21 protein-coding genes and 2 tRNA genes are annotated in these 26,296 nt (G+C 64.3%); 22 read left to right on the top strand and 1 reads right to left on the bottom strand.

The features are described from left to right. Positions 1-25 precede the first annotated feature (25 nt). The 21 genes from AB4Y98_RS07415 (at position 26) to pnp (ending at position 23,760) form a co-directional block, all read left to right on the top strand. Positions 26-772, top strand: coding sequence for an NADH-quinone oxidoreductase subunit C (locus AB4Y98_RS07415; protein WP_312786960.1), 747 nt, complete (start codon positions 26-28; stop codon positions 770-772). Beyond that, positions 769-2,076 (top strand): NADH-quinone oxidoreductase subunit D, encoded by a 1,308-nt coding sequence (locus AB4Y98_RS07410; protein WP_025876202.1) that lies wholly within the window; start codon positions 769-771, stop codon positions 2,074-2,076. Before AB4Y98_RS07415 ends, AB4Y98_RS07410 begins: the two co-directional genes overlap by 4 nt. A 97-nt stretch (positions 2,077-2,173) precedes the next feature. Further along, on the top strand, positions 2,174-2,701 hold the full coding sequence (gene nuoE / locus AB4Y98_RS07405; protein ID WP_025876204.1) for an NADH-quinone oxidoreductase subunit NuoE: 528 nt from the start codon (positions 2,174-2,176) through the stop codon (positions 2,699-2,701). Between the two features lie 4 nt (positions 2,702-2,705). Next, positions 2,706-4,046, top strand: a complete 1,341-nt coding sequence (nuoF, locus tag AB4Y98_RS07400) for an NADH-quinone oxidoreductase subunit NuoF (protein WP_025876206.1) — start codon at positions 2,706-2,708, stop codon at positions 4,044-4,046. Further along, a complete protein-coding gene (gene nuoG, locus AB4Y98_RS07395) occupies positions 4,043-6,277 on the top strand; it encodes an NADH-quinone oxidoreductase subunit NuoG (protein WP_442244074.1) in 2,235 nt (744 codons plus the stop codon). Before nuoF ends, nuoG begins: the two co-directional genes overlap by 4 nt. Then, positions 6,274-7,368, top strand: coding sequence for an NADH-quinone oxidoreductase subunit NuoH (gene nuoH, locus AB4Y98_RS07390; RefSeq protein WP_089236297.1), 1,095 nt, complete (start codon positions 6,274-6,276; stop codon positions 7,366-7,368). Before nuoG ends, nuoH begins: the two co-directional genes overlap by 4 nt. 3 nt (positions 7,369-7,371) lie before the next feature. Continuing rightward, positions 7,372-7,860, top strand: coding sequence for an NADH-quinone oxidoreductase subunit NuoI (nuoI, locus tag AB4Y98_RS07385; protein ID WP_005417924.1), 489 nt, complete (start codon positions 7,372-7,374; stop codon positions 7,858-7,860). Between the two features lie 9 nt (positions 7,861-7,869). After that, positions 7,870-8,529 (top strand): NADH-quinone oxidoreductase subunit J, encoded by a 660-nt coding sequence (locus tag AB4Y98_RS07380; RefSeq protein WP_312786570.1) that lies wholly within the window; start codon positions 7,870-7,872, stop codon positions 8,527-8,529. Continuing rightward, the gene (gene nuoK, locus AB4Y98_RS07375; RefSeq protein WP_032951897.1) at positions 8,526-8,837 is read left to right on the top strand and encodes an NADH-quinone oxidoreductase subunit NuoK; all 312 of its coding nucleotides are present in this window, start codon (positions 8,526-8,528) and stop codon (positions 8,835-8,837) included. Before AB4Y98_RS07380 ends, nuoK begins: the two co-directional genes overlap by 4 nt. A 7-nt stretch (positions 8,838-8,844) precedes the next feature. Beyond that, on the top strand, positions 8,845-11,004 hold the full coding sequence (gene nuoL / locus AB4Y98_RS07370; protein WP_140226410.1) for an NADH-quinone oxidoreductase subunit L: 2,160 nt from the start codon (positions 8,845-8,847) through the stop codon (positions 11,002-11,004). Between the two features lie 23 nt (positions 11,005-11,027). After that, on the top strand, positions 11,028-12,536 hold the full coding sequence (locus tag AB4Y98_RS07365) for an NADH-quinone oxidoreductase subunit M (protein WP_442244073.1): 1,509 nt from the start codon (positions 11,028-11,030) through the stop codon (positions 12,534-12,536). A 15-nt stretch (positions 12,537-12,551) separates the two neighbouring features. After that, positions 12,552-14,012 carry an NADH-quinone oxidoreductase subunit NuoN gene (nuoN, locus tag AB4Y98_RS07360; protein ID WP_312108565.1) on the top strand — a complete coding sequence of 487 codons (1,461 nt, stop codon included), beginning with the start codon at positions 12,552-12,554 and terminating at the stop codon, positions 14,010-14,012. Between the two features lie 127 nt (positions 14,013-14,139). Continuing rightward, positions 14,140-14,216: transfer RNA gene (locus tag AB4Y98_RS07355), tRNA-Met, on the top strand. Between the two features lie 84 nt (positions 14,217-14,300). Next, positions 14,301-14,377: transfer RNA gene (locus tag AB4Y98_RS07350), tRNA-Met, on the top strand. A 356-nt stretch (positions 14,378-14,733) separates the two neighbouring features. After that, the gene (rimP, locus tag AB4Y98_RS07345) at positions 14,734-15,324 is read left to right on the top strand and encodes a ribosome maturation factor RimP (protein WP_025876223.1); all 591 of its coding nucleotides are present in this window, start codon (positions 14,734-14,736) and stop codon (positions 15,322-15,324) included. 4 nt (positions 15,325-15,328) lie between these two features. Continuing rightward, a complete protein-coding gene (nusA, locus tag AB4Y98_RS07340) occupies positions 15,329-16,840 on the top strand; it encodes a transcription termination factor NusA (protein ID WP_099819062.1) in 1,512 nt (503 codons plus the stop codon). Positions 16,841-16,932: 92 nt separating this feature from the next. Further along, positions 16,933-19,575 (top strand): translation initiation factor IF-2, encoded by a 2,643-nt coding sequence (gene infB, locus AB4Y98_RS07335; RefSeq protein WP_313250519.1) that lies wholly within the window; start codon positions 16,933-16,935, stop codon positions 19,573-19,575. A gap of 92 nt (positions 19,576-19,667) precedes the next feature. Continuing rightward, entirely contained in the window at positions 19,668-20,051 is a 384-nt protein-coding gene (gene rbfA / locus AB4Y98_RS07330; protein ID WP_025876229.1) for a 30S ribosome-binding factor RbfA, read from the top strand. Positions 20,052-20,155: 104 nt separating this feature from the next. Continuing rightward, the gene (gene truB / locus AB4Y98_RS07325; RefSeq protein ID WP_312786852.1) at positions 20,156-21,064 is read left to right on the top strand and encodes a tRNA pseudouridine(55) synthase TruB; all 909 of its coding nucleotides are present in this window, start codon (positions 20,156-20,158) and stop codon (positions 21,062-21,064) included. A gap of 178 nt (positions 21,065-21,242) precedes the next feature. Continuing rightward, positions 21,243-21,503 (top strand): 30S ribosomal protein S15, encoded by a 261-nt coding sequence (gene rpsO / locus AB4Y98_RS07320; RefSeq protein ID WP_005410445.1) that lies wholly within the window; start codon positions 21,243-21,245, stop codon positions 21,501-21,503. Between the two features lie 148 nt (positions 21,504-21,651). After that, positions 21,652-23,760, top strand: a complete 2,109-nt coding sequence (pnp, locus tag AB4Y98_RS07315) for a polyribonucleotide nucleotidyltransferase (protein WP_025876239.1) — start codon at positions 21,652-21,654, stop codon at positions 23,758-23,760. Between the two features lie 109 nt (positions 23,761-23,869). On the opposite strand, the gene AB4Y98_RS07310 is transcribed toward pnp, so the two are convergent. Further along, positions 23,870-24,874 carry a hypothetical protein gene (locus tag AB4Y98_RS07310; RefSeq protein WP_394196641.1) on the bottom strand — a complete coding sequence of 335 codons (1,005 nt, stop codon included), beginning with the start codon at positions 24,872-24,874 and terminating at the stop codon, positions 23,870-23,872. A 205-nt stretch (positions 24,875-25,079) separates the two neighbouring features. Here AB4Y98_RS07310 and AB4Y98_RS07305 point away from each other — a divergent pair, with 205 nt between their 5' ends. After that, entirely contained in the window at positions 25,080-26,270 is a 1,191-nt protein-coding gene (locus AB4Y98_RS07305) for a glycoside hydrolase family 18 protein (RefSeq protein ID WP_312111594.1), read from the top strand. Positions 26,271-26,296 lie beyond the last annotated feature (26 nt).

The following is a 26,296-nucleotide window of genomic DNA, read 5'->3' as shown; positions in this document are numbered from 1 at the left end:
CCTGACAAGAGCGCGCCAAGCCCCCATGGCAGAGCAAGCATCCTTCATCGACCGACTCTCCGCACGTTTCGCAGGTGCGAAGGTCATCGTGGTCGAACCCCGCGGCGAAGTGACGCTGGAAGTGCCTGCCGCTGAGTGGCACGCCACCGCCCTCGCGCTGCGTGACGAGTTTGGTTTCGAGCAGGCCGTGGACCTCTGCGGCGTCGATTACCTCGGTTATGGCTCCGATGAGTGGGACACCGCCGACGTGTCCTCGCAGGGCTTCAGCCGCGGTGTCGAAGGCAAGGCCCAGGGCCGCTTCGCCTGGGGCGAATTCCCCAGCGAGGAGAGCGCCGACGGCGCCCGCCCTCAGCACATGCCGACCCAGCGCTTTGCCGTGGTCGCACAGCTGCGTTCGTACCAGCACAACCTGATGATCCACCTGCGCTGCTTCGCGCCTGACGAAGCGCTGCCGGTGGTGTCCTCGCTGACCAGCATCTGGCCGGGGCTGAACTGGTTCGAGCGCGAAGCGTTCGATCTGTATGGCGTGATCTTCGAAGGTCACCCGGACCTGCGCCGGATCCTGACCGACTACGGTTTCGTCGGTCATCCGTTCCGCAAGGACTTCCCGCTGATCGGCAACGTCGAAGTCCGCTACGACGAAGAAAAGAAGCGTGTCATCTACGAACCGGTCACCTCGGTGGAGCCGCGCGTCGGCGTGCCGCGCGTGATCCGCGACGACGCCCGCCTGCAGACCGCTGCCGGCGAGCGCTCGCAGGAGGCAGTGAAGTGAGTCACGTACACCAGGCCGGCGAAGCATTCGCCAGCAATGCTGCCGAAAGCCGGCAGGAAATCCGCAACTACACCATGAACTTCGGCCCGCAGCATCCGGCTGCGCACGGTGTGCTGCGCCTGATCCTGGAGATGGACGGCGAGACCATCATGCGTGCCGACCCGCACGTGGGTCTGCTGCACCGGGGCACCGAGAAGCTGGCCGAATCCAAGCCCTTCAACCAGTCGATCGGCTACATGGATCGCCTGGATTACGTGTCGATGATGTGCAACGAGCACGCCTACGTGCGCTCGATCGAGACCCTGATGGGCATCGAGGCGCCGGAGCGCGCGCAGTACATCCGCACGATGTTCGACGAGATCACCCGCATCCTGAACCACTTGATGTGGCTGGGTTCCAACGCGCTCGACCTGGGTGCGATGGCGGTGATGCTGTACGCCTTCCGCGAGCGCGAAGAGCTGATGGACTGCTACGAAGCGGTCTCCGGCGCGCGCATGCACGCGGCGTACTACCGTCCGGGCGGTGTCTACCGCGACCTGCCGGACCACATGCCGAAGTACAAGGAATCGCGCTGGCACAAGGGCAAGGCCCTGAAGAACCTCAATGCCTCGCGCGAAGGTTCGCTGCTGGACTTCCTGGAGAACTTCACCAATGAGTTCCCGGGTCGTGTCGACGAATACGAGACCCTGCTGACCGACAACCGTATCTGGAAGCAGCGTACCGTCGGCATCGGCGTGGTCACCCCGGAGCTGGCCCACCAGTGGGGCATGACCGGCGTGATGCTGCGTGGCTCGGGCGTCGCCTGGGATCTGCGCAAGAAGCGCCCCTATGCGAAGTACGATGCCGTCGATTTCGACATCCCGCTGGGCAAGGAAGGCGATTGCTACGATCGCTACCTGTGCCGCGTTGCCGAAATGCGCGAGTCCAACCGCATCATCAAGCAATGCGTGGCATGGCTGAAGGCCAACCCCGGCCCGGTCATGGTCAAGAACTTCAAGGTCGCTCCGCCCAAGCGCGAGGACATGAAGGACGACATGGAAGCGCTGATCCATCACTTCAAGCTGTTCAGTGAAGGCTATTGCGTGCCGGCCGGCGAGACCTACGCCGCGGTTGAAGCGCCCAAGGGCGAATTCGGCTGCTACCTGGTTTCCGACGGCGCCAACAAGCCGTTCCGCGTACACCTTCGTGCGCCGGGCTTTGCCCACCTGTCCTCGATCGATTCGATCGTGCGCGGCCACATGCTGGCCGACGTGGTGGCGATGATCGGTACCTACGATCTGGTGTTCGGCGAGGTTGACCGGTAATGCCGTCCGCCACGCCAACGCCCGCTGCAGGCAGCCGGCGCAAGCCGGCGCCGCAGTTTCTGCAATTTCACGTTATGCATTTCGCTGAGGTCGGCCGATGAAGGCGACAGGTAATTTCGAGGCGGCGCGCGACGTCGACCCGATGGTGGTGTTGAGCGACAAAACCCGCGCTCACATCGATCACTGGCTGTCCAAGTTCCCGCCGGACCGCAAGCGCTCTGCCGTGCTGCAGGGTCTGCATGCTGCCCAGGAGCAGAACCAGGGCTGGCTGACCGACGAGCTGATCGCCGGCGTGGCCAAGTACCTGGACCTGCCGCCGGTGTGGGCCTACGAGGTTGCCAGCTTCTACTCGATGTTCGAGACCGAGAAGGTGGGCCGCAACAACGTGGCCATCTGCACGAACATCAGCTGCTGGCTCAATGGCGCCGAAGACATCGTGCGCCATTGCGAGAAGAAGCTGGGCATCAAGAACGGTCAGTCGACCGCTGACGGCCGGGTCTACCTCAAGCGCGAGGAAGAGTGCCTGGCCGGCTGCGCGGGTGCACCGATGATGGTCATCAATGGTCACTACCATGAGCGTCTGACCCTGGAAAAGGTCGACGAGCTTCTGGACGGGCTGGAGTAAGGGCATGGCACATCACCACGAATCCAAGGGTCCGGTCGGCCCCGCGCCGCTGCCGCACCAGGTGGTCTACACCACCCTGCATTACGACACCCCGTGGTCGTACGAAAGCTATCTGAAGACCGGTGGCTACGCTGCCCTGCGCAAGATCCTCGAAGAGAAGATCCCGCCGGAGCAGGTCATCGAGATGGTCAAGGCCTCGGGCCTGCGCGGCCGCGGCGGCGCCGGTTTCCCGACGGGCCTGAAGTGGTCCTTCATGCCCAAGGGCAACGTGCAGAAGTACATCCTCTGCAACTCGGATGAATCCGAGCCGGGCACCTGCAAGGATCGCGACATCCTGCGCTACAACCCGCATTCGGTGGTCGAAGGCATGGCGATTGCCTGCTACGCCACCGGTTCGACCGTGGGCTACAACTACCTGCGCGGTGAATTCCACCACGAGCCGTTCGAGCACTTCGAGCAGGCCCTGGCCGATGCCTATGCAAACGGCTGGCTGGGCAAGAACGTGCTGGGCTCGGGCGTGGATATCGACATCTACGGCGCCCTGGGTGCCGGCGCCTACATCTGCGGCGAAGAAACCGCGCTGATGGAATCGCTGGAAGGCAAGAAGGGCCAGCCGCGCTACAAGCCGCCGTTCCCGGCCAATTTCGGCCTGTATGGCAAGCCGTCGACGATCAACAACACCGAAACCTACGGTTCGGTGCCGGCGATCATCCGCAATGGTCCGGAATGGTTCAAGGGCCTGAGCCTGACCGCCAATGGCGGCCCGAAGTGCTTCTCGGTGTCCGGCTGCGTGCAGAAGGGCGGCAACTTCGAAGTGCCGCTCGGTACCACCTTCGACGACCTGCTGGAAATGGCCGGCGGCCTCAAGCCGGGTCGCAAGCTCAAGGGCGCGATCCCGGGCGGCGTGTCCATGCCGGTGCTGACCGCGGCCGAGCTGAAGGGCCTGCCGATGGACTACGACACCATCCGTGCGCTGGGCTCCGGCCTGGGCTCCGGTGCGGTCGTGGTGCTGGATGACAGCGTCTGCTGCGTCAAGTTCGCCTGCCGCATCAGCCAGTTCTTCCACAAGGAATCCTGTGGCCAGTGCACCCCGTGCCGCGAAGGTACCGGCTGGATGCACCGCGTGCTGGAGCGCATCGTCGCCGGCAAGGCCACGATGGAAGACCTGCACCAGTTGAAGACCGTGGCCGGCCAGATCGAAGGCCATACCATCTGTGCGTTCGGCGAAGCGGCGGCATGGCCCATCCAGGGCTTCCTGCGCCAGTTCTGGGACGAATTCGAGTACTACATCGTCAACGGTCATTCGATGGTTGACGGCAAGAAGGTGGAGGCAGCCGCTGCATGAGCGCGCAACCCATAAATCCCAGCGTGCCACCGGACCACGTCACCATCGAGATCGATGGCAAGTCGCTGGTCGTGCCCAAGGGTTCGATGATCATCCAGGCCGCCGACAAGGCGGGCATTTCGATTCCGCGCTTCTGCTACCACGAGAAGCTGCCGATCGCTGCCAACTGCCGCATGTGCCTGGTGGATGTGGAAAAGTCGCCGAAGCCGGCACCGGCCTGCGCCACGCCGGTGATGGAAGGCATGAAGGTCGCCACCCGCAGTGAAAAGGCGCTGAAGTTCCAGCGCTCGGTGATGGAGTTCCTGCTGATCAACCACCCGCTGGATTGCCCGATCTGCGATCAGGGCGGCGAGTGCGAACTGCAGGACGTGTCGCTGGGCTACGGCCGTTCGGTCAGCCGCTTCAACGAGCGCAAGCGCGTGGTGGCCGACGAGGACATGGGCCCGCTGGTCGCCACCGAGATGACCCGCTGCATCCAGTGCACCCGCTGCGTCCGCTTCACCGCCGACGTTGCCGGTACCTATGAACTGGGTGGCATGTACCGCGGTGAAAACCTGCAGATCGGCACCTACGACGGCAAGCCGCTGACCACCGAGCTTTCGGGCAACGTGGTCGACGTGTGCCCGGTCGGCGCGCTGACCAACAAGGTGTTCCAGTTCCGTGCCCGTCCTTGGGAACTGACCGCGCGCGAATCGCTGGGCTACCACGACGCGATGGGCTCGAACCTGTTCCTGCACGTGCGTCGCGGCGAAGTGCTGCGTACCGTGCCGCGCGACAACGAGGCGGTCAACGAGTGCTGGCTGTCCGATCGTGACCGTTATTCGCACCAGGGCCTGTACAGCGAAGACCGTGCGGTCAAGCCGCTGCGCAAGGTCAATGGCGAGTGGAAGGAAGTGAGCTGGGCTGAAGGCCTGGCCGCGGCCGCCGAGATCCTCAAGGCCAACCAGGGCGACAACCTGGGCGTGCTGGTGCATCCGTCGACGTCGAACGAAGAGGGCGCACTGCTGGCCCGCCTGGCCACCGGCCTTGGTTCGGCCAACATCGACCACCGCATCAACAACCGCGACTTCTCCGACGCCGCCACTGCCGACGTGTTCGGCCTGCCGCTGGCCGAGATCGAAGGCGCGGACCGCATCGTCGTGCTGGGCAGCAACATCCGCCACGAGCTGCCGTTGCTGCACGCCCGCCTGCGCAAGGCGCAGACCCAGAACGGCGCGAAGATCCACGTGGTCAACCCGGTCGACTTCGACTTCGCGTTCAGCGTTGCCGGCAAGCAGATCGTGGCGCCGTCGAAGTTCGCCGATGCGCTGGCCAACGCCGAGCTGCGTTCGGCGGTGCAGGGTGGTACCAATACCGTGCTGATCGTCGGTGGCATCGCCGAGAACCATCCGCAGGCTGCCGCGATCCGCGCCGCTGCGCGTGATTTCGCCGCCGCCACCGGTGCCAAGCTGTGCCGTATCCCGCAGGGCGCCAACGCGATCGGCCTGAGCCGCGCCGGCGTGCTGCCGGCCGGCAAGGACGTGGCCGCGATGCTGGCCGATCCGCGCAAGGCCTACGTGGTCTACGGTCTGGAACCGGGCCTGGACTTCGCCGATGCTCCGGCCGCGCGCAAGGCGCTGGTCGGCGCACAGGTGGTGGCCTTCAGCCAGTTCGCCTGCGCCTCGACCCGCGACGTTGCCGACGTGATCCTGCCGATCGGTGCGCTGCCGGAAATCGATGCCACCCTGACCAACCTCGATGGTCGCGAGCAGTCGGCGCGTGCCGGCGGCAAGCTGCCGGGCGAGGCCCGCGAGGGCTGGCGCGTGCTGCGTGCACTTGGCGGTGAGCTGGCCGTGGCCGGTTTCGAGTTCATCGACCTGGCCGGCCTGCGCGCCAGCCTGGCACCGGTGAACGTGCAGGTGTCCGCTTCGGCACAGCCGGTGCAGGCGGGCGAGGGCATGGAAGTGGCCTCGACCGCTGCGATCTACCGCACCGATGCGGTGGTCCGTCGCGCCCCGGCGCTGCAGTCGCATCCGCTCAACAACGCCCCGCGCATCGTGCTCAACGCTGACGATGCCGCCCGCCTGCAGCTGCAGGAAGGGCAGATGGCCAAGGTCGGCACCGATGCCGGCAAGGCCACCCTGCCGGTGGTGGTCGACGCCCGCGTCGCTGCGGGTTCGGTCTGGATTGAATCGGGCCACGGCGCAACCGCGCCGCTGGGTGCCGCTCGTGTTTCGGTGGTGGCTGCATGAACGAATTGCTGATTAACGCGGTCGATCCGCTGCACCAGTGGCTGCTTGGCCTGGGTGACATCGGCGCGCTGATCTGGATCATCCTGAAGATCCTCGTGATCACCGTCCCGGTGATCGTCTCGGTGGCCTTCTACGTGGTCTGGGAACGCAAGCTGATCGGCTGGATGCACGTCCGCCACGGCCCGATGTATGTGGGCATGGGCATCTTCCAGGCCTTCGCCGACGTCTTCAAGCTGCTGTTCAAGGAAGTCCTGCAGCCCAGCAGCGCCAACAAGGCGATCTTCCTGCTGGCGCCGCTGATCACCCTGGCCCCGGCCTTTGCGGCGTGGTCGGTGGTGCCGTTCGACAACCAGCTGGTGCTGTCCAACGCCAACGCAGGTCTGCTGTACCTGCTGGCGATGACCTCGCTGGGCATCTACGGTGTGATCCTGGCCGGTTGGGCCTCCAACTCGAAGTACGCGTTCCTTGGTGCCATGCGCGCCTCGGCACAGATGATCAGCTACGAAATCGCGATGGGCTTTGCCCTGGTCGGCGTGATGATCGCTTCGGGCAGCCTCAACCTCAGCAACATCGTGGCGGCCCAGGCCGGCAGCTCCGGCTTCTTCGACTGGTTCCTGATCCCGCTGTTCCCGCTGTTCATCGTGTACTGGGTGTCCGGCGTCGCCGAAACCAACCGCGCGCCGTTCGACGTGGTGGAAGGCGAGTCGGAAATCGTCGCCGGCCACATGGTCGAGTACTCCGGCGGTGCGTTCGCACTGTTCTTCCTGGCCGAATACGCGAACATGATCCTGATCAGCTTCCTGATCTCGATCTTCTTCCTCGGCGGCTGGCTGAGCCCGATCCAGGGCTGGGTCAACCCGGGCGAGATCTCGCCGTTCATCGACTGGATCTGGAAGGGCGGCTGGCCGTGGCTGTTCGTCAAGGTCTTCTTCTTCGCCAGCGCCTACATCTGGTTCCGAGCAAGCTTCCCGCGCTTCCGCTATGACCAGATCATGCGCCTGGGCTGGAAGGTCTTCATCCCGCTGACCATTTTCTGGATCGCGGTTACCGCCGTCATGGTGTTCTTCGGCGTGATTCAAAAGGGCGTCTAAGTGATGAACAGGATTACCCATTACTTCAAGAGCCTGCTGCTGCTCGAACTGCTGGCCGGTCTCTGGCTGACGCTGAAGTACAGCTTCAAGCCGAAGTACACGATGATGTACCCGATGGAGAAGTTCCCGCAGTCGCCGCGCTTCCGTGGCCTGCACGCCCTGCGCCGTTATCCCAACGGTGAAGAGCGCTGCATCGCCTGCAAGCTGTGCGAAGCGGTGTGCCCGGCATTGGCCATCACCATCGATTCGGCCAAGCGCGAGGACGGCACCCGCCGTACCACCCGCTACGACATCGATCTGTTCAAGTGCATCTTCTGCGGCTTCTGTGAGGAAAGCTGCCCGGTGGACTCGATCGTCGAGACCCACATCCTCGAGTACCACTTCGAGAATCGTGGCGAAAACATCGTTACCAAGCCGCAGCTGCTGGCCCTGGGCGACCGTCTCGAATCCGAGATCGCCGAGCGTCGTGCCGCCGATGCCGCTTACCGCTGAGGTCGAGAGATGGATTGGGTAAATATCGCTTTCTGGGTCTTCGCCATCGCGGCAACGGTTTCGGCCGGTGCGGTGATCAGCGTGCGCAACCCCGTGCACGCCGTCCTGTGCCTGGTGCTGACCTTCTTCTCCATCGCCTGCGTGTGGCTGCTGGTCGGCGCCGAGTTCCTCGGCGTGGCACTGGTGCTGGTTTACGTTGGTGCGGTGATGGTGTTGTTCCTGTTCGTGGTGATGATGCTCGACATCGATCCGGACAAGCTGCGTGAAGGCTGGGTGCGCTACCTGCCGGTCGGCCTGATCGTGGCCGTGGCGATGCTGGTGCAGATGCTGATCCTGATCGGCGTGAAGGGCAGGACGGTCAACCCGTTCCCGGCCGACAACGCCGCCGCGCTCGCCGCCGACAGTTCCAACGTCACCTGGCTGGCACGCAGCCTGTTCACCGAGTACCTGCTGCCGTTCGAGTTCGCCGCCGTCATCCTGACCGTGGCCGTGGTCGCCGCGGTGATGCTGACCCTGCGCCGTCGTGAAGGCCTGAAGACGCAGAACCCGTCGCAGCAGACCATGGTCAAGGCGCACGACCGCCTGCGCGTGGTCAAGATGGACGCCGAGCAGCCGCAGATCCACAGCAACACCAAGCCGGTCGCGGGCGACGAGGAGACCAAGGCATGATCTCGATCACTCTGGGCCACATCCTGGCGCTGGGCGCGGTGCTGTTCTGCATCAGCCTCGCCGGCATCTTCCTCAACCGAAAGAACATCATCGTCCTGCTGATGTCCATTGAGTTGATGCTGCTGTCGGTCAACATCAATTTCGTCGGGTTCTCGCGGGAACTGGGGGACACGGCCGGCCAGCTGTTCGTGTTCTTCATCCTGACCGTGGCTGCTGCCGAGGCCGCCATCGGCCTGGCGATCCTGGTGACCCTGTTCCGTACACGCCGAACGATCAATGTCGGCGAAGTCGATTCGTTGAAGGGCTGATCCACAGATGGAAATCACTCTCTCCAAGAGTCTGTTGATCGCAGTGGTGCTTGCACCGCTGTTCGGCAGCATCATCGCCGGCCTGTTCGGTCGCCAGGTCAAGCGCTTCGGTGCGCAGACCATCACGATCCTCGGTGTCGCGGTTGCCTGCGGCCTGTCGATGCACACGCTCTACCAGCTGTTGTGGGGCGGGGCGCAGCCGTTCAACCAGAACCTGTACACGTTCTTCGAAGTCGGCCAGTACTCGGCCCACGTCGGTTTCATGGTCGACAAGCTGACCGCGATGATGATGGTGGTGGTGACCTTCGTGTCGCTGCTGGTCCACATCTACACGATCGGCTACATGCAGGACGATCCGGGCTACCAGCGGTTCTTCAGCTACATCTCGCTGTTCACCTTCTCGATGCTCACCCTGGTGATGAGCAACAACTTCCTGCAGCTTTTCTTCGGCTGGGAAGCAGTGGGCCTGGTGTCGTACCTGCTGATCGGCTTCTGGTTCAAGCGGCCGACCGCGATCTTCGCCAACATGAAGGCGTTCCTGGTCAACCGCGTCGGTGACTTCGGCTTCCTGCTGGGCATCGCCGGCGTGCTGTGGGTGTTCGGTACCCTGGACTACTCGCAGGTGTTCTCGCAGGCTGGCATGCTCGCCGACCCGCGCGCACAGCTGCAGATCTGGGACGGCACCATGTTCGGCATGCAGCTGCTGAACGAGCCGGTGATCTGGTCGATCGCCACCGTCATCTGCATCGGCCTGTTCATCGGTGCCATGGGCAAGTCGGCCCAGGTTCCGCTGCACGTCTGGCTGCCTGATTCGATGGAAGGCCCGACCCCGATCTCGGCACTGATCCACGCCGCGACGATGGTGACCGCCGGTATCTTCATGGTCACCCGCATGTCGCCGTTGTTCGAGCTGTCGCAGACCGCGTTGAACTTCATCCTGTTCATCGGTGCCACCACCGCGTTCTTCACCGGCCTGATCGGCATCGTGCAGAACGACATCAAGCGCGTCGTCGCGTACTCCACGCTGTCCCAGCTGGGTTACATGACCGTGGCGCTGGGTGTGTCGGCATACTCTGCTGCCGTGTTCCACCTGATGACCCACGCCTTCTTCAAGGCGCTGCTGTTCCTGGGTGCCGGCTCGGTCATCATCGCGATGCACCACGAGCAGGACATGCGCAAGATGGGCGGCCTGCGCAAGTACATGCCGATCACCTTCATCACCATGTGGATCGGTACCCTGGCGCTGGTCGGTACGCCGTTCTTCTCCGGCTTCTACTCGAAGGACACCATCATCGAGGCGGCCGAGATCCATGCTCACATGCAGAACAGCTGGGTGGCCACCTATGGCTACTGGGCGGTGCTGGGTGGCGTGCTGGTGACCAGTTTCTACAGCTTCCGCCTGCTGTTCCTGACCTTCCACGGCAAGGAACGCTTCCGCGACGCGCACGATGACCATGGTCATGGACATGACGATCACCATGCTGCCGACGCCCACCACGCTGATGCGCATGACGACCACGGTCATGGCCACGGTCCGCATGAGCCGCATGAAACCCCGTGGGTGGTGACGCTGCCGCTGATCCTGCTGGCCATCCCGTCCATCGCCATCGGTTTCTTCAGCATCGGTCCGATGCTGCATGGCACCGACTGGGCCGGTCACCACGCCCATGCGGCGATCAAGGGCCAGGTCAACACGTTCTTCACCGGCATCGTCGATTTCTACGATCCGGCCAAGAACACCGTGGCCTTCCTGGGCGAAGAGTTCCATGGTCCGGTGGCGTTCGCGCTGCACGGCATGATGCTGCCGCCGTTCTGGCTGACCCTGGCAGGTTTCCTGCTGGCCGCGTTGTTCTACCTGTGGAAGCCGGACCTGTCGGGCAAGGCACGCAAGACCTTCGCCCCGGTGGTGTCCGTGCTGGAAAACAAGTACGGCTTCGACAAGCTGTGGATCGATGGCTTTGCCGGTGGCAGCGTCAAGCTGGGCAAGGTCTCGCGCTGGATCGACAGCAACATCGTCGACGGCGTGGTCAATCTCTCGGCACGTGTTGTGGACGTCGCAGCCAGCGTGCTGCGCCGTACCCAATCCGGTTTCCTCTATCACTACGCCTTCGCGATGATCATCGGCCTGATTGCCCTCCTGGGCGTGCTGATGCATTACCTGCGTTGATGACCTGTACGGAATAAGAAGACGTGTCGAACTGGCCTCTACTCAGTGTCCTCATCTGGCTGCCGATCCTCGGCGGTGCCCTGATCCTTGCGATCCGTGATGCGCAGACCGCCCGTTGGGCGTCGCTGGGCGTCGCGGTGCTGACCTTCGTTGCGAGTCTCTCGCTGCTGGGCGGCTACAACCCGGGCATCGACGCGCTGCAGTTCGTCGAGACCCACGCCTGGATCCCGACCTACAACATCGGCTACAACCTGGGCGTGGACGGCATCGCCGTAGCGCTGATCCTGCTGACCACGCTGGTCAGCGTGCTCGCCCTGATCGGTGCCTGGAGCGCGATCGACAAGCGCGTGAACCAGTACGTGGCTGCCTTCCTGATCCTGGAAGGTGTCACCGTCGGTATCTTCTCGGCCACGGACGCGATGCTGTTCTACGTGTTCTTCGAGGCGATGCTGATCCCGATGTTCCTGATCATCGGTGTCTGGGGCGGCCCGCGCCGCATCTACGCCGCGCTGAAGTTCTTCCTGTACACCTTCCTCGGCTCGGTGCTGATGCTGGTGGCGCTGATCTACCTGTACATGAAGGGCGGCAGCTTCCAGCTGGCCGACCTTTATGCACTGCAGCTGTCGGGCAAGGAACAGACCTGGATCTTCTTCGCGTTCCTGATCGCTTTCGCTGTCAAGGTGCCGATGTTCCCGGTGCACACCTGGCTGCCGGACGCGCACGTGGAAGCGCCGACCGCCGGTTCGGTGATCCTGGCCGCCATCGCACTGAAGATCGGTGGCTACGGCTTCCTGCGCTTCAACCTGCCGATCGTCCCCGATGCGTCGCAGGAATGGGCATGGCTGGTCATTGCACTGTCGCTGATCGCGGTGATCTACGTCGGCCTGGTCGCCCTGGTGCAGGACGACATGAAGAAGCTGATCGCCTATTCGTCGATCGCGCACATGGGCTTCGTCACCCTGGGCACCTTCATCGCCTTGTGGCTGGTGCGTGAAGCCGGCAACGTCGATGCGGCACGCCTGGGCCTGCAGGGCGCCATGGTGCAGATGATCTCGCACGGCTTCGTGTCCGGCGCCATGTTCTCCTGCGTCGGCGTGTTGTACGACCGCATGCACAGCCGCCGCATCGCCGATTACGGCGGCGTGGTCAACGTGATGCCCTGGTTCGCCACCTTTGCCATGCTGTTCTTCATGGCCAATGCGGGCCTGCCGGGCACCAGCGGTTTCGTCGGTGAATTCATGGTCATCCTGTCGGCGTTCCAGCGGAACCCGTGGATCGCCCTGGGCGCAGCCACCACCCTGATCATCGGTGCGGCCTATACCCTGTGGCTGTACAAGCGCATCTTCTTCGGTGAGGTGGCCAACAGCCACGTCGCCGAACTGAAGGACATCAACGGCCGCGAATGGCTGGTGCTGGGCGTGTTCGCCATTGGCGTACTGGCCCTGGGCGTCTACCCCAAGCCGCTGACCGACCTGATGGAGCCCTCGATCGCAAAGCTGGCGATGCAGATCGCATCCAGCAAGTTGCTGTAATTCCAGGATTTGATGATGACCACCTCGCCGCTGCTGCCACTGACCGCCGCTGACCTGCCACCGCTCGCTCCCGAGCTGGTGCTGATCGGCAGCGCCTTCGCCCTGATGATCCTCGACCTGTTCGTCAGCGAGCGGAACAAGATCGTCACCCACCTGTTCTCGGTCGCCGCACTGGCCGTGGTGCTGTTCATGCTGGCTACCGGCGTGGGCGGGCAGGGGGAGGTCTTCCATGGCATGTTCGTGCGCGATACCGCCGCGGACGTGATGAAGACCGGGATCGTGCTGCTCAGCGGCCTGACCCTGATTTACGGCTGGGGCTACCTGCGCGAGCGCAAGTTGTTCCAGGGTGAGATTCCTGTGCTGATCCTGTTCGGCACCGCCGGCATGATGATCCTGGTGTCCGCCGGCAGCCTGCTGATGGTGTACCTGGGCCTGGAACTGCTGGCCCTGTGCTCCTACGCGCTGGTCGCCAGCAACCGTGAAAGCGGCCTGGCCTCGGAAGCGGCGATGAAATATATCGTCCTCGGCTCGCTGGCTTCTGGCCTGCTGCTGTACGGCATGTCGCTGATCTACGGCGCCACCGGCAGCCTGCACCTGGATGCCATCCAGGCCGCCATCCCGCACTCGGAAGAGCGCGTGCTGCTGATCACCGGCGCGGTATTCATGATTGCCGGTGTTGCCTTCAAGCTGGGTGCCGCACCGTTCCATATGTGGCTGCCCGACGTGTACCAGGGTGCTCCGGCTCCGATCGCGCTGTTCATCAGCTCGGCACCGAAGCTGGCCGCCTTCGGCATGGCCTACCGCCTGCTGGAAATGGGCGTGGGCCCGCTGTCCACCGAACTGCAGCTGCTGATCGCCGGTCTGGCCGCGGTCTCGTTGGTGATCGGCAACCTGATGGCCATTGCGCAGAGCAACCTCAAGCGCATGCTGGCGTTCTCCACGGTCTCGCATATCGGCTTCCTGCTGATGGGCATCGCCGGCGGCGGTTCGCAGGGCTATGCGGCCGCGCTGTTCTACGCCCTGGCCTACGCGATCATGTCGACCGCGGCCTTCGGCGCGATCATCGCGCTGTCGCGCGCCGGTTTCGAGGCCGAGAACATCGAGGACTTCAAGGGCCTGAACGCCCGCAACCCGTGGATGGCCGGCCTGGTGCTGTGCATCATGGCGTCGCTGGCAGGCATCCCGCCGTTCCTCGGTTTCTGGACCAAGCTGGCCGTGCTCGGCGCAGCCATCAACGGCGGCCTGCTGTGGCTGGCGATCCTGGGCGTGCTGTGCGCCGTGGTCGGTTGCTTCTACTACCTGCGCGTCATCAAGGTCATGTACTTCGATGAGCCGGTGGGCGAGGCCATGCCGCGCAGCAAGGACCGCGTGCTGGGTGTCGTGCTGGGCGTGAACGCACTGGCACTGCTGGCGCTTGGCCTGGCCTGGAACCCGATCATGGTCTGGTGCCAGCAGGCATTTGCGCATCTTGCATAAAAGTTGACACAAAGCTGCGCGATTCGTGTAATATACGCAGCTTGAGTTGTCACTGCAGCGGTTCAGCCAGAACATCGTTGCGGAGCGTCCCCTCTCCAGAGTGGGGCAGCAGTTCAAACACTTCCGGTGCGGGGTGGAGCAGTCTGGCAGCTCGTCGGGCTCATAACCCGAAGGTCGCAGGTTCAAATCCTGCCCCCGCTACCAACACATCGAATCGGCGCCAACCCGTTCGATGAATGAGGAAAAGCTTGCAGGTTTTGAAGTTATCCCTCATAATTCCGCTTCTGATGCGGGGTGGAGCAGTCTGGCAGCTCGTCGGGCTCATAACCCGAAGGTCGCAGGTTCAAATCCTGCCCCCGCTACCAAGTAAAGAATGCGCCTTCGAAGCTCTGCTTCGAGGGCGTTTTTCTTTGCGGCTTCCGCCGATCCGCCGGGCCATGCCTGGCGAGCGCAGCGAAGGGTTTCAGGACGGCCGCAGCCTTGCACCAGAGCGGTGCAGGGGCTATCATCAGCGGCCTAGAAGTACCCCTGACGGCGGCGCTCCCCATCGGAGAACCACCCGGAAGGAGGGCCGCAACACGCTTGTTCAGCGCGTTGCAACCGGAATCCAGTCACCGGAGTCTTTCCGGAAAAGGGGCCCAGCGGGCCCTTCGTCGTTTTCGGGGCGTCATGTTTCCATGCTGGCCAAGGCCGGCACCCAACCAAGAGATCAAGGCAGGCTGTGAGCGACAAGGCAACCGACATCGCGAATCTGCTCGCCCCGACCGTTGTGTCGCTGGGCCTGGAGCTGCTGGGCGTTGAGTATCTGCCGGCCCCCGGCGGTGCGACCCTTCGCCTTTACATCGACGTGCCGCTGGCGGAACAGCCGGAGCGCATCATCAATGTGGACGACTGTGAGCGGGTAAGCCGCGAAGTGTCCGCACAGATGGACGTCGAAGACCCGATCAGCGGCAATTACACGCTGGAAGTGTCTTCGCCGGGCGTGGATCGCCCGCTGTTCAACCTGGAGCAGTTCGGTCGTCACCTCGGCGAATCGGCCAAGGTCACCCTGAAGCTGCCGCAGGAAAACCGCCGTCGCCTGCAGGGTCGCATCGAAGCGATCGACGAGGCGCAGGGCAGCATCACCTTCATCGTCGACAACGCCGCACTGGTGGTGTCGGCCGACAACATCGACAAGGCGCGGATCATGCCTGACTGGGTGGCGCTGGGGCTGGCCCCGAGCAAGCCGACCGGTCCGGCGCCGAAGCGTCCGAAGCCGAACAAGAATTCTTCTTCCAACGAGCCGGCGGCAAAGAAGCCGCGCGCGGAGTGAGCCAATGAGCAAGGAACTGTTGCTGGTAGTGGACGCGGTCGCCAACGAGAAGGGCGTGCCGCGTGAAGTGATCTTCGATGCCATCGAGGCCGCCCTGGCCTCGGCAGCGAAGAAGCGCTATCCCGACGAGGAAGTGCTGACCCGCGTGGTCATCGACCACAAGGACGGCAACTACGAAACCTACCGCCGCTGGGAAGTGGTGGCCGATGACGTAGTGATGGAATCGCCGGATCGCCAGATCCGCCTGATGGACGCCATCGACGAAGCCGAAGGCGTGGACGTCGGCGATTACATCGAAGAGCAGATCGAGAACCCCGACTTCGGTCGCATCGCCGCCCAGGCCGCCAAGCAGGTGATCGTGCAGCGCGTGCGCGAAGCCGAGCGCCAGCAGGTTGTCGATGCGTGGGCCGACCGTGTGGGCGAGCTGATCACTGGTGTGGTCAAGCGCGCCGAGCGCGGCAACATCTATGTCGACCTTGGCGGCAACGCCGAAGGTTTCATTCCGAAGGACAAGGGCATTCCGCGTGATGTCCTGCGTGCCGGCGACCGCGTCCGCGGTTACCTGGCCGAAGTGCGTTCGGAGCCGCGTGGCCCGCAGCTGTTCATCAGCCGCGCCGCGCCGGAATTCATGATCGAGCTGTTCAAGCTGGAAGTGCCGGAAGTTGGCCAGGGCCTGGTGGAAATCAAGGCCTGTGCCCGCGATCCGGGCGACCGCGCCAAGATCGCCGTACTCGCCCACGATGCCCGCACCGATCCGATCGGCGCCTGCATCGGCATGCGTGGTTCGCGCGTGCAGGCCGTGTCCAACGAGCTCAATGGCGAGCGCGTGGACATCGTCCTGTGGAACGAGAACCCGGCCAACTTCGTCATCAACGCGATGGCACCGGCCGAGGTGCAGTCGATCATCGTCGATGAAGACAAGCATTCGATGGACCTGGCCGTTGCTGAAGACCGTCTGGCCCAGGCAATCGGCAAGGGCGGCCAGAACGTGCGCCTGGCCAGCCGCCTGACCGGTTGGCAGCTGAACGTGATGACCCAGGACCAGGTGACCGCCAAGTCGGAGGCCGAGCAGGCTTCTGCCCGCCAGCTGTTCATGGACAAGCTGGAAGTGGACGAGGAAATCGCTGGCATCCTGGTCAGCGAAGGCTTCGGCACGGTCGAGGAAATCGCATATGTACCGGTCGGCGAACTGCTGGCCGTGGAAGGTTTCGACGAAGACATCGTCGAAGAGCTGCGCGCACGTGCCCGCGATGCGCTGCTCAATGAGGCCCTGGCAGTCGAGGAAGGCCTGGAGGACGGCCAGCCGGCGCAGGACCTGCTGTCCCTGAAGGGCATGGACGAAGCCACCGCATATGCGTTGGCCGGCCACGGCGTGCGTACCAGCGAGGACTTGTCCGACCTGGCCGCCGACGAGGTCATGGACTTCGGCATCGAAGGGCTGGACCAGGAGCGCGCCGCGGCGCTGATCCTGGCCGCGCGTGCCGAGGAAATCGCCCGACTGGAACGCGGCGAATGAGCCGGCAATGAACAGGGCCCTGAGCCGATCAGGGCGTAGAATCCGCGCCACCTCCAGATGCGGGGGGGCGCCCACAAGATCATAGGATCCGAATGTCGCAGCAAACCACCATCCGCAAGCTTGCTGAACTGGTCAATACACCGGTCGAAAAACTGCTGGAACAGCTGGCTGGTGCCGGCATGAAGTTCAGCGGTCCCGACCAGGTCGTGACCAGCTCCGAGAAAGTGAAGCTCCTGGGCTTCCTACGTCGCTCGCATGGCAAGCCCGAGCAGGCCCCGGAAGAGACTGATCAGTCTGCCAAGAAGATCACGCTCAACCGTCGCAAGCAGCAGGAAGTGACGGTCAATTCCGGTCGCAGCAAGACAACCGTGAACGTGGAAGTGCGCCAGAAGCGCACCTACGTCAAGGCCGATGGTGGTCGCGCGATGACCCCGGACGAAGAGCGTGCCGACATCCTGCGCAAGCTGGAAGAGTCGCGCGCACGCAACCTCGCCGAGCAGCAGGCACTGGCCGAGAAGGACCGCCTGCGTGACGAGGAAATCGTCCGCAAGCGCGAGGAAGAGGTCGCTGCCAAGGAGCGTGCCGAGGCTGAGAAGAAGGCGGCCGAGGAAGCTGCGGTCGCCGCCAAGGCTGCCGAGGCGTTGGCTGCCAGCCAGCCGAAGGTGCGCGCACCGATCGACGAAACCGCGCCGCGCCCGCCGCGCGCTCCGGCTGCAGCCCCGGCTGCTCCGCGTAGTGCGCCGCCGCGCAGCGACGACCGCAACAATCGCAACGCGCCGCGCAACGAGCGTGGCCCGGGTGATCGCTTTGCCGGTCAGATGCACTTGTCCGCCGCCGATCGTGCGCGCCGTGGCAACAGCAACAACAGCAACAACCGTGGTCGCCCGGGCAGCCGTCCGACGTCCGGCCGTCGCGACATGTCGCGCGGCGGTGGCAACTCCGGCCCGCACGCCTTCGAACGTCCGACCGCACCGGTCGTGCGTGAAGTGGCGATCGGCGACACCATCACCGTGGCCGACCTGGCGCAGAAGCTCGCGCTGAAGGGCGGCGAGGTGGTGAAGGCGCTGTTCAAGATGGGCGTGATGGCCACCATCACCCAGTCCATCGATCACGACACCGCCGCACTGGTCACCGAAGAACTGGGTCACAAGGCGATCCGCGCCAGCGACAACGACGCCGAAGACGCGCTGTTGGCATCGGCGGGTGAGAACAAGGGCGAGGCCGTACAGCGTCCGCCGGTGGTCACCATCATGGGCCACGTCGACCACGGCAAGACCTCGCTGCTGGATTACATCCGTCGCACCAAGGTCGCCACCGGCGAAGCCGGCGGCATCACCCAGCACATCGGTGCGTACCACGTTGAAACGCCGAAGGGCGTCATCAGCTTCCTGGATACCCCGGGCCACGCCGCGTTCACCTCGATGCGTGCCCGCGGTGCCAAGCTGACCGATATCGTGGTGCTGGTCGTGGCTGCCGATGACGGCGTCATGCCGCAGACCAAGGAAGCGATCCAGCACGCCCGTTCGGCGGGTGTGCCGCTGATCGTGGCGATCAACAAGATCGACAAGTCCGGTGCCGACCCGATGCGGGTCAAGAACGAGCTGCTCTCCGAGCAGGTCGTGGCCGAAGACTTCGGTGGCGACACCCAGATGGTGGAGATCTCGGCCAAGACCGGCCTGGGCATCGACGATCTGCTGGAAGCTGTTTCGGTCCAGGCTGAACTGCTGGAACTGAAGGCGGTCGACGAGGGTCGTGCCAACGGCGTGGTCATCGAATCCTCGCTGGACAAGGGGCGTGGCCCGATCGCCACGGTGCTGGTGCAGCAGGGCCGCCTGAAGAAGGGCGATTACCTGGTGTGCGGTATCCAGTACGGCCGCGTGCGTGCGCTGTTCGACGAAACCGGCAAGCAGCCGGAGTTCGCTGGACCGTCCATTCCGGTGCAGGTCCTGGGCCTGTCCGGCGTGCCGGAAGCCGGTGACGACTTCGTCGTCGTCGACGACGAGCGTCTGGCCAAGGACGTTGCCCAGCAGCGTGAGACCAAGCGCCGCGAGTCGCGCCTGGTCGCCACCGCTGGCAGCCGCATGGAAGACATCATGGCGACCTTGGGCAAGGGCGAGGGCCAGCAGGTCCTCAACCTGGTCATCAAGGCCGACGTGCAGGGTTCGGTGCAGGCGTTGAGCCAGGCGCTGGTGGCGCTGTCCAATGACGACATCCGCATCAACGTGATCCACTCCGGCGTGGGCGGCATCACCGAGTCGGACGCCAATTCGGCCGCCGCTTCGAAGGCCACCGTCATCGGCTTCAACGTGCGTGCGGATGCTTCGGCCCGTCGCATCATCGAATCCAACGGCGTGGACCTGCGTTACTTCTCGATCATCTATGACGTGATCGATCAGGTGAAGCAGGTGGCCTCCGGTCTGCTGGGCGTGGAGATCCGCGAAGAGATCATCGGTATCGCCGAGGTCCGCGACGTCTTCCGCAGCTCCAAGCTGGGTGCCGTCGCCGGCAGCATGGTCATCGAGGGCGTGGTCAAGCGCAACAAGCCGATCCGCGTCCTGCGCGACAGCGTGGTGATCTTCGAAGGCGAGCTGGAATCGCTGCGCCGCTTCAAGGAAAACGTCGAGGAAGTCCGTAACGGTACCGAATGCGGTATCGCGGTGAAGGCCTACAACGACGTCAAGCCGGGTGATCAGATCGAGTGCTTCGAGCGTATCGAAGTGCCGCGCACCCTGTAATGCTGTGCGGTGGCCCGACCAACGGTCGGGCCCTACCATGTACATGTAGCGCCCGACCGTTGGTCGGGCGACAACTCAATCAAGAGTCCCTCGTGCCCAAGACTTTCCATCGAACCGACCGTGTCTCCGCCCAGCTGCGCCGTGAACTCGGCACCCTGGTGCACAACGCCGTGCGTGAGCACGGGTTGCCCTCGGTGAGCGTGTCCGACGTGGAAATCACCCGCGACATGGCCCACGCCAAGGTGTTCGTCACCGCGCTGATGCCGGAACGTTCGGTTGAAGCCGTGAAGGGCCTGAAGGAACTGGCCTGGGGCCTGCGCATGGAACTGGCGCGCGCGATGAAGCTGCGGCACGTGCCGGAGCTGCATTTCCACTACGACGACTCGGTCGATCGTGGCGAGCGCATCGACAACCTGCTGCGCGACCTGCCCGATACCGTGGCAGCCGAAAAGCGTCGCGAAGGCGACGAAGAATAAGGTAGCGCCGGGCCATGCCCGGCGTCTTTCCATTCCGGCAACGCGAAGCCCATGCGGGCCGCGCTGCGGCAGCCGAGCATGGCTCGGCTCTACCAAATCCTGTCATGACCCGAATTCAGTTCCGCCGCCTGGATGGCATCCTGCTGCTCGACAAGCCGACCGGCATGAGCTCCAACGCCGCGCTGCAGGTCGCCCGTCGCCTGTTCCGTGCGGAGAAGGGCGGCCACACCGGCAGCCTTGATCCGCTGGCCACCGGCCTGTTGCCGCTGTGCTTCGGCGAGGCCACCAAGATCGCCGGCCTGCTGCTGGGCTCGGCCAAGGCCTACGACGCCGAGATCGTGCTGGGCCTGACCACCGATACCGACGACGCCGAGGGCCAGGTGCTGCTCGAGCGGCCGGTGCCCGTGATCAGCGCCGAGGCCCTGCAGGCGGCGATCGCGCCGCTGCTTGGCGACATCCTGCAGCGTGCGCCGATCTATTCCGCGCTCAAGCAGGGCGGGGAGCCGCTGTACGTGAAGGCCCGCCGTGGCGACGTCATCGAGGCGCCCGAGCGCCAGGTCAAGGTCCACGCCATCGAGATTCTGGAGCAGCAACCCGAGCGGCTGCGGCTGCGGGTCACCTGCGGCTCGGGCACCTATATCCGCAGTCTGGCCCGTGACCTTGGTGAAACGCTGGGCTGTGGCGCACACATCAGCGCCCTGCGGCGCCTGTGGGTGGAACCGTTTCACGAACCGGCGATGGTCACTCTGGAGCAGCTGAGGGCCCTGGTGGAAGCCCAGGACGAGGCCGCCATGGACGCGCTGCTGCTGCCGCTGGCGGCGGGTCTGTCCGAGTACCCCCGGGTCGACCTGGACGCCGAGCAGGTCCAGCGCTTCTGCGTAGGCCAGCGCCAGCGCGACCCCTCTTGGCCGCGCGGCCTGGTGGCCGTGTTTGGTCCCGGATCGGCGGTGCAGGGCCTGGGCCAGGTCGATGATGGCGGTCTGCTGGCCCCGCAGCGCCGCTTCAACCTCTGAACGAAGAAGCCCGGTTCAGCCCCGGACCTTGTTCCAAAGCCCCCTGGCCGTTACAATTTCGCGGCCGTTTTACGGCAGCCTGCCGAAGGCGGGTTTCATCCATTTGTTGGTTCACGGCGAGCCAGGCGGTGCGCGAAAGCGCGTTCCTGCCGGCCACGCATCACAGAGAAAAAAAGACATGTCGATCGACACCCAGAAGGTCATTGAAGACAACAAGCGCAGCTCGGCTGATACCGGCTCCCCGGAAGTCCAGGTTGCACTGCTGACCGCCCGCATCGAACTGCTGACCGGCCACTTCAAGACCCACAAGAAGGATCACCACAGCCGCCGTGGTCTGCTGCAGATGGTCAACCGCCGCCGCAGCCTGCTCGACTACCTGAAGAAGAAGGACGTCGAGCGTTACAAGGCCCTGATCGAGAAGCTTGGCCTGCGTCGCTAAGCAACGAATCCCCCGCGGCGCAGCGATGCGCCGCGGTTTTGTTTTGTAGCACCGCAATACCTTTTTCAGATCGGAACGACCGATCATCCGTTGGCGGCAAGGGTCGCCCTCGGTCCATTCGCAGACAGCATCCCCAAGGACACCCTCCGTGGCAAAAATCACCAAAACCTTCCAGTACGGCAAGCACACCGTCACGCTTGAGACCGGCGAAATCGCCCGCCAGGCCGGTGGCGCCGTCATCGTCAAGTTCGACGACACCGTGCTGCTGGTCTCCGCCGTTGCCGCCAAGAGCGCGCGTGAGGGCCAGGACTTCTTCCCCCTGACCTGTGACTACCAGGAGAAGTTCTACGCCGGTGGCCGTATCCCGGGTGGCTTCTTCAAGCGCGAAGGCCGCGCGACCGAGAAGGAAACCCTGATCTCGCGTCTGATCGATCGTCCGATCCGTCCGCTGTTCCCGGAAGACTACAAGAACGAAGTCCAGATCATCGCCACCGTGATGTCGCTGAACCCGGACATCGACGGTGACATCCCGGCCCTGATCGGTGCCTCGGCCGCGCTGTCGCTGGCCGGCACCCCGTTCAAGGGTCCGATCGCCGCCGCCAAGGTGGGTTACAAGAACGGTGAGTACATCCTCAACCCGACCGTGACCGAACTGAAGGATTCGGAGCTGGAGCTGGTCGTTGCCGGTACCGCCAACGCTGTGCTGATGGTGGAATCCGAAGCCGCGCTGCTGTCCGAAGACGTGATGCTGGGCGCCGTGACCTTCGGTCACCGCGAAATGCAGAAGGTCATCAACGCGATCAACGAGCTGACCGTGGAAGCCGGCACCAAGCCGTCGACCTGGGTCGCCCCGGCCAAGAACGACGTGCTGATCAGCGCCCTGCAGGAAGCCATCGGCCCGCGTCTGGGCGAAGCCTTCCAGGTGCGTGACAAGCTGCAGCGCCGCGACGCCATCTCGGCGATCAAGAAGGACGTGGTCGAGTCGCTGGCCGGCCGCGTGGCCGCTGAAGGCTGGAACCCGGCCGAGCTGTCGAAGGAATTCGGCGAGCTGGAATACAGCACCATGCGCAACTCGGTGCTGGACACCAAGGTCCGCATCGACGGCCGTGCGCTGGACACCGTCCGCCCGATCGCAGTGAAGACCGGCATCCTGCCGCGTACCCACGGCTCCTCGCTGTTCACCCGCGGTGAAACGCAGGCCATCGTGACCATCACCCTGGGCACCGCCCGTGATGGCCAGGTCATCGATGCCGTCTCCGGTGAGTACAAAGAGAACTTCCTGTTCCATTACAACTTCCCCCCCTACTCGGTGGGTGAAACCGGCCGCATGATGGGCCCGAAGCGTCGCGAGATCGGCCACGGCCGTCTGGCCAAGCGCGGCGTGCTGGCAGTGATGCCGTCGCTGGAATCCTTCCCGTACACCATCCGCGTCGTCTCGGAAATCACCGAGTCGAACGGTTCCTCGTCGATGGCGTCGGTCTGCGGCTCGTCGCTGGCCCTGATGGACGCCGGCGTGCCGGTGAAGGCACCGGTTGCCGGTATCGCCATGGGCTTGGTCAAGGAAGGCGATCGCTTCGTCGTCCTGTCCGACATCCTGGGTGACGAAGATCACCTGGGCGACATGGACTTCAAGGTTGCCGGTACCGCTGAGGGCATCTCCGCCCTGCAGATGGACATCAAGATCGAAGGCATCACCGAAGAGATCATGAAGCAGGCTCTGCAGCAGGCCAAGGCTGGCCGTCTGCACATCCTGGGCGAAATGGCCCACGGCCTGACCGCCCCGCGTGAGGAGCTGTCGGACTACGCGCCGCGCCTGCTGACCATCAAGATCCACCCGGACAAGATCCGCGAAGTGATCGGCAAGGGTGGTTCGACCATCCAGGCCATCACCAAGGAAACCGGCACCCAGATCGACATCCAGGATGACGGCACCATCGTCATCGCTTCGGTCAATGCCATCGCTGCCCAGGCCGCCAAGGCCCGCATCGAGCAGATCACCTCGGACGTCGAGCCGGGCCGCATCTACGAAGGCAAGGTCGCCAAGATCATGGACTTCGGTGCATTCGTCACCATCCTGCCGGGCAAGGACGGCCTGGTCCACGTGTCGCAGATCTCCAGCGACCGCGTCGAGAAGGTCGGCGACGTGCTGAAGGAAGGCGATGTGGTCAAGGTCAAGGTGCTGGAAGTCGACAAGCAGGGCCGTATCCGCCTGTCGATGAAGGCCGTCGAGGAAGGCGAAGGCGCCACCGCCGAGTAATCGACCGCAGGTCGATTACGGTAGGTGTCAACCTTGGTTGACACGCCAAAATGAAAAAGCGGGCTTCGGCCCGCTTTTTCTTTGCCTGCAACACCCGCCAGGCACGACGCTACGACGACTGTTCCTCTGCTTCGTCTTGTCCCAGCCACCAGACCTGGCCGGGCTCCGGGTCCGGAAGTGGATGCTCGCGTTGTTCAATCGCCTCCAGCACGCGCCCACTGCCTGCTGCTGTCCATACCGCCATCAGCTTCTCCACTGCAGCGCGGCCCTGCGCGGCGATGCCGAGGTTGCGTTCGCTCTCCCAGTGATCATCATCACGGGTTTCGCCATCGCTGTGGTCGTCATCATGCTGGTGCGGTGTGCCATAGCTGCAGCGCAGGCACAGGTGACGTACCGAATGGGTCCAGTCTTCGACCAGGCCGATGCCGGGCAACGTCATTGCGCGCAGCGCGGCAATGTCCTCCGGCCCTTCGCACTGCACGAACACGGCATGGGTCGCCATGTCCGACTGCTGCAGGCGCTGCATGGCATTGAACACCGGTACTTCGCGCTCGCCGTAGGTCCGGTGCCCGGTGGATGCGCCGTCATGCAGCACGATGTCGCCGAAGCGGAACCCACTCTCAGGCAGTGGTACGTTCTCCACCCGTGCACGTACCGGATCCAACCGGCGCATGTACACGGTCTCGCCGCTGGACCAGGGATTCAGACGAACGCAGGCAATGCCGAAATTGCCGTTGATCGGGCCTTCGCCCTCGGGGAGGGTGATGCCGCAGCGGCTCCATTGCCGGCGTGCCTCGGCCCAGTCGCCGGCGCCGGTGGCGGCAATTCCCGCATTCCACGCGGTCGCCTCATCGACTTCATCGCGCAGCTGCTCGGAGCGGAGGTTGTCCTGCAGCGACAACGCCCACTCGCGCAGGTACTTGTGTGCCAGCCCGCGCATGTAGTGCAGGTGGGGGATGTCGGGTGTCCATTCGACGAGCTGGCCGAACAGGATTGCTGCGTCAGCAAGGTCGCCCGCATCAAAGGCCGCATAGGCGCGGGCCTCCAGCGCCTGCAGCCTTTCGAGGGTTTCGTCGTCCAGCAGTTCGCCGTCTGCGTCGTGGTCTGCGGTCATGTCCGTGTGCCAGTGAAGATCCAGCGCCACCTTAGCTCAGGCGGGTCGTGTGTTGTCCTGCAGCGAAGTGCTTTCGACGTTGTGCAGCCACGACCGTGTCAGCTTCCAGCGGCACACCACTGTCCAGCGGACGACATGCACGGACATCCGCACCACGGGCCGATCTGTTTGCTAACGTGGCGGCGCCTTCGACCCGGGAGTTTCCATGTTCCGCCAGACCTTGGCTGTACTTGCAGTGCTGATCGCCGGCACGCTGCCCATTGCCGCGCAGGCGCAACCGGCGCAACCGCCGATCTTCGGTGCGTACTATCCCGGCGGTTCCGCCGAGCGCTATCCGGTATCGAGCATCCCGGCCGAACGACTCACCCATCTGTTCTATGCGTTTTCCACCATCGAGGACGGACGCTGTGCGATCGGTGCCGAGGCGCCAGCCAACTTCGCCGCGTTGGCCGAGCTCAAGCGCAGGCATCCGCATCTGCGCACGTTGATTTCGATCGGGGGCTGGGGCGCGGGCGGATTCTCCGACGCTGCGCTGACCGATGCCAGCCGCAGGCGCCTGGTTGATTCGTGCATGGCGTTGTTCTTCGAGCGTCATGCCGGCAGCTTCGATGGCGTGGACATCGACTGGGAGTTCCCGGTCAGCGGTGGCCCGAAGGAGCTGGAGCACCGCCCGCAGGACCGTGCCAACCTGACCAAGCTTGCGCAGGCCTTCCGGCTGGCGCTGGATGCCCGCGGCAGAAAGGCGGGGCAGCCGATGCTGCTGACCGCCGCGCTGGCCGCTGGCCGTCTGCAGACCGATGGGCCCTACGACCCCGCCGCCAGCTACGATCTGCCCGCGTTGGCCAAGGTGTTCGATTTCATCAACCTGATGAGCTACGACATGGGCACCGGCTTCTCGTCGGTGTCGACCTTCAATGCCCCCCTGCATGAAGTGCCAGCCGACCCGCTGGCGCCGGAGCTGCGGCGCTGGAACAACGTGGCCGGTGCCGTGCAGTACTACCGCGAGCATGGCGTGCCGGCGGGCAAGCTGGTGCTGGGCGTGCCGTTCTACGGGCGCGGCTTCAAGGTCACCGGCGAGTCGGCGGACGGCCTGTACCAGGCCTACAGCGCGCCGGCCGATGCCGGTGACTGGCGGGTGATCAAGGCGCGCTATCTCGACCAGCCGGGTTGGACGAAGCATTGGCAGCCGCAGGCGCAGAGCCCGTGGCTGTACAACCCGGCGCAGAAGATCTTCATCAGCTACGAGGATCCGCGCTCCATCGGCCTGCGTGCGCAGTTCGCGCGCGAGCAGGGCCTGGCCGGTGTCTTCATGTGGGAGCTGACCGGTGACGATGAGCAGGCCAGCCTGCTCAACGCCATGCTCGCTCCATGGCAGAAGGCCCGCGTCGGCGACTGACCGGTTCAACATTTCCGGTCGGGGGC

Origin of the sequence: Stenotrophomonas sp. 2YAF26 (assembly GCF_052114625.1) — a bacterium.
Taxonomy (GTDB): Bacteria; Pseudomonadota; Gammaproteobacteria; order Xanthomonadales; family Xanthomonadaceae; genus Stenotrophomonas; species Stenotrophomonas indicatrix.
The sequence above is the reverse complement of the archived record's forward strand: the minus strand, read 5'-3'. Positions and strand labels throughout refer to the sequence as shown.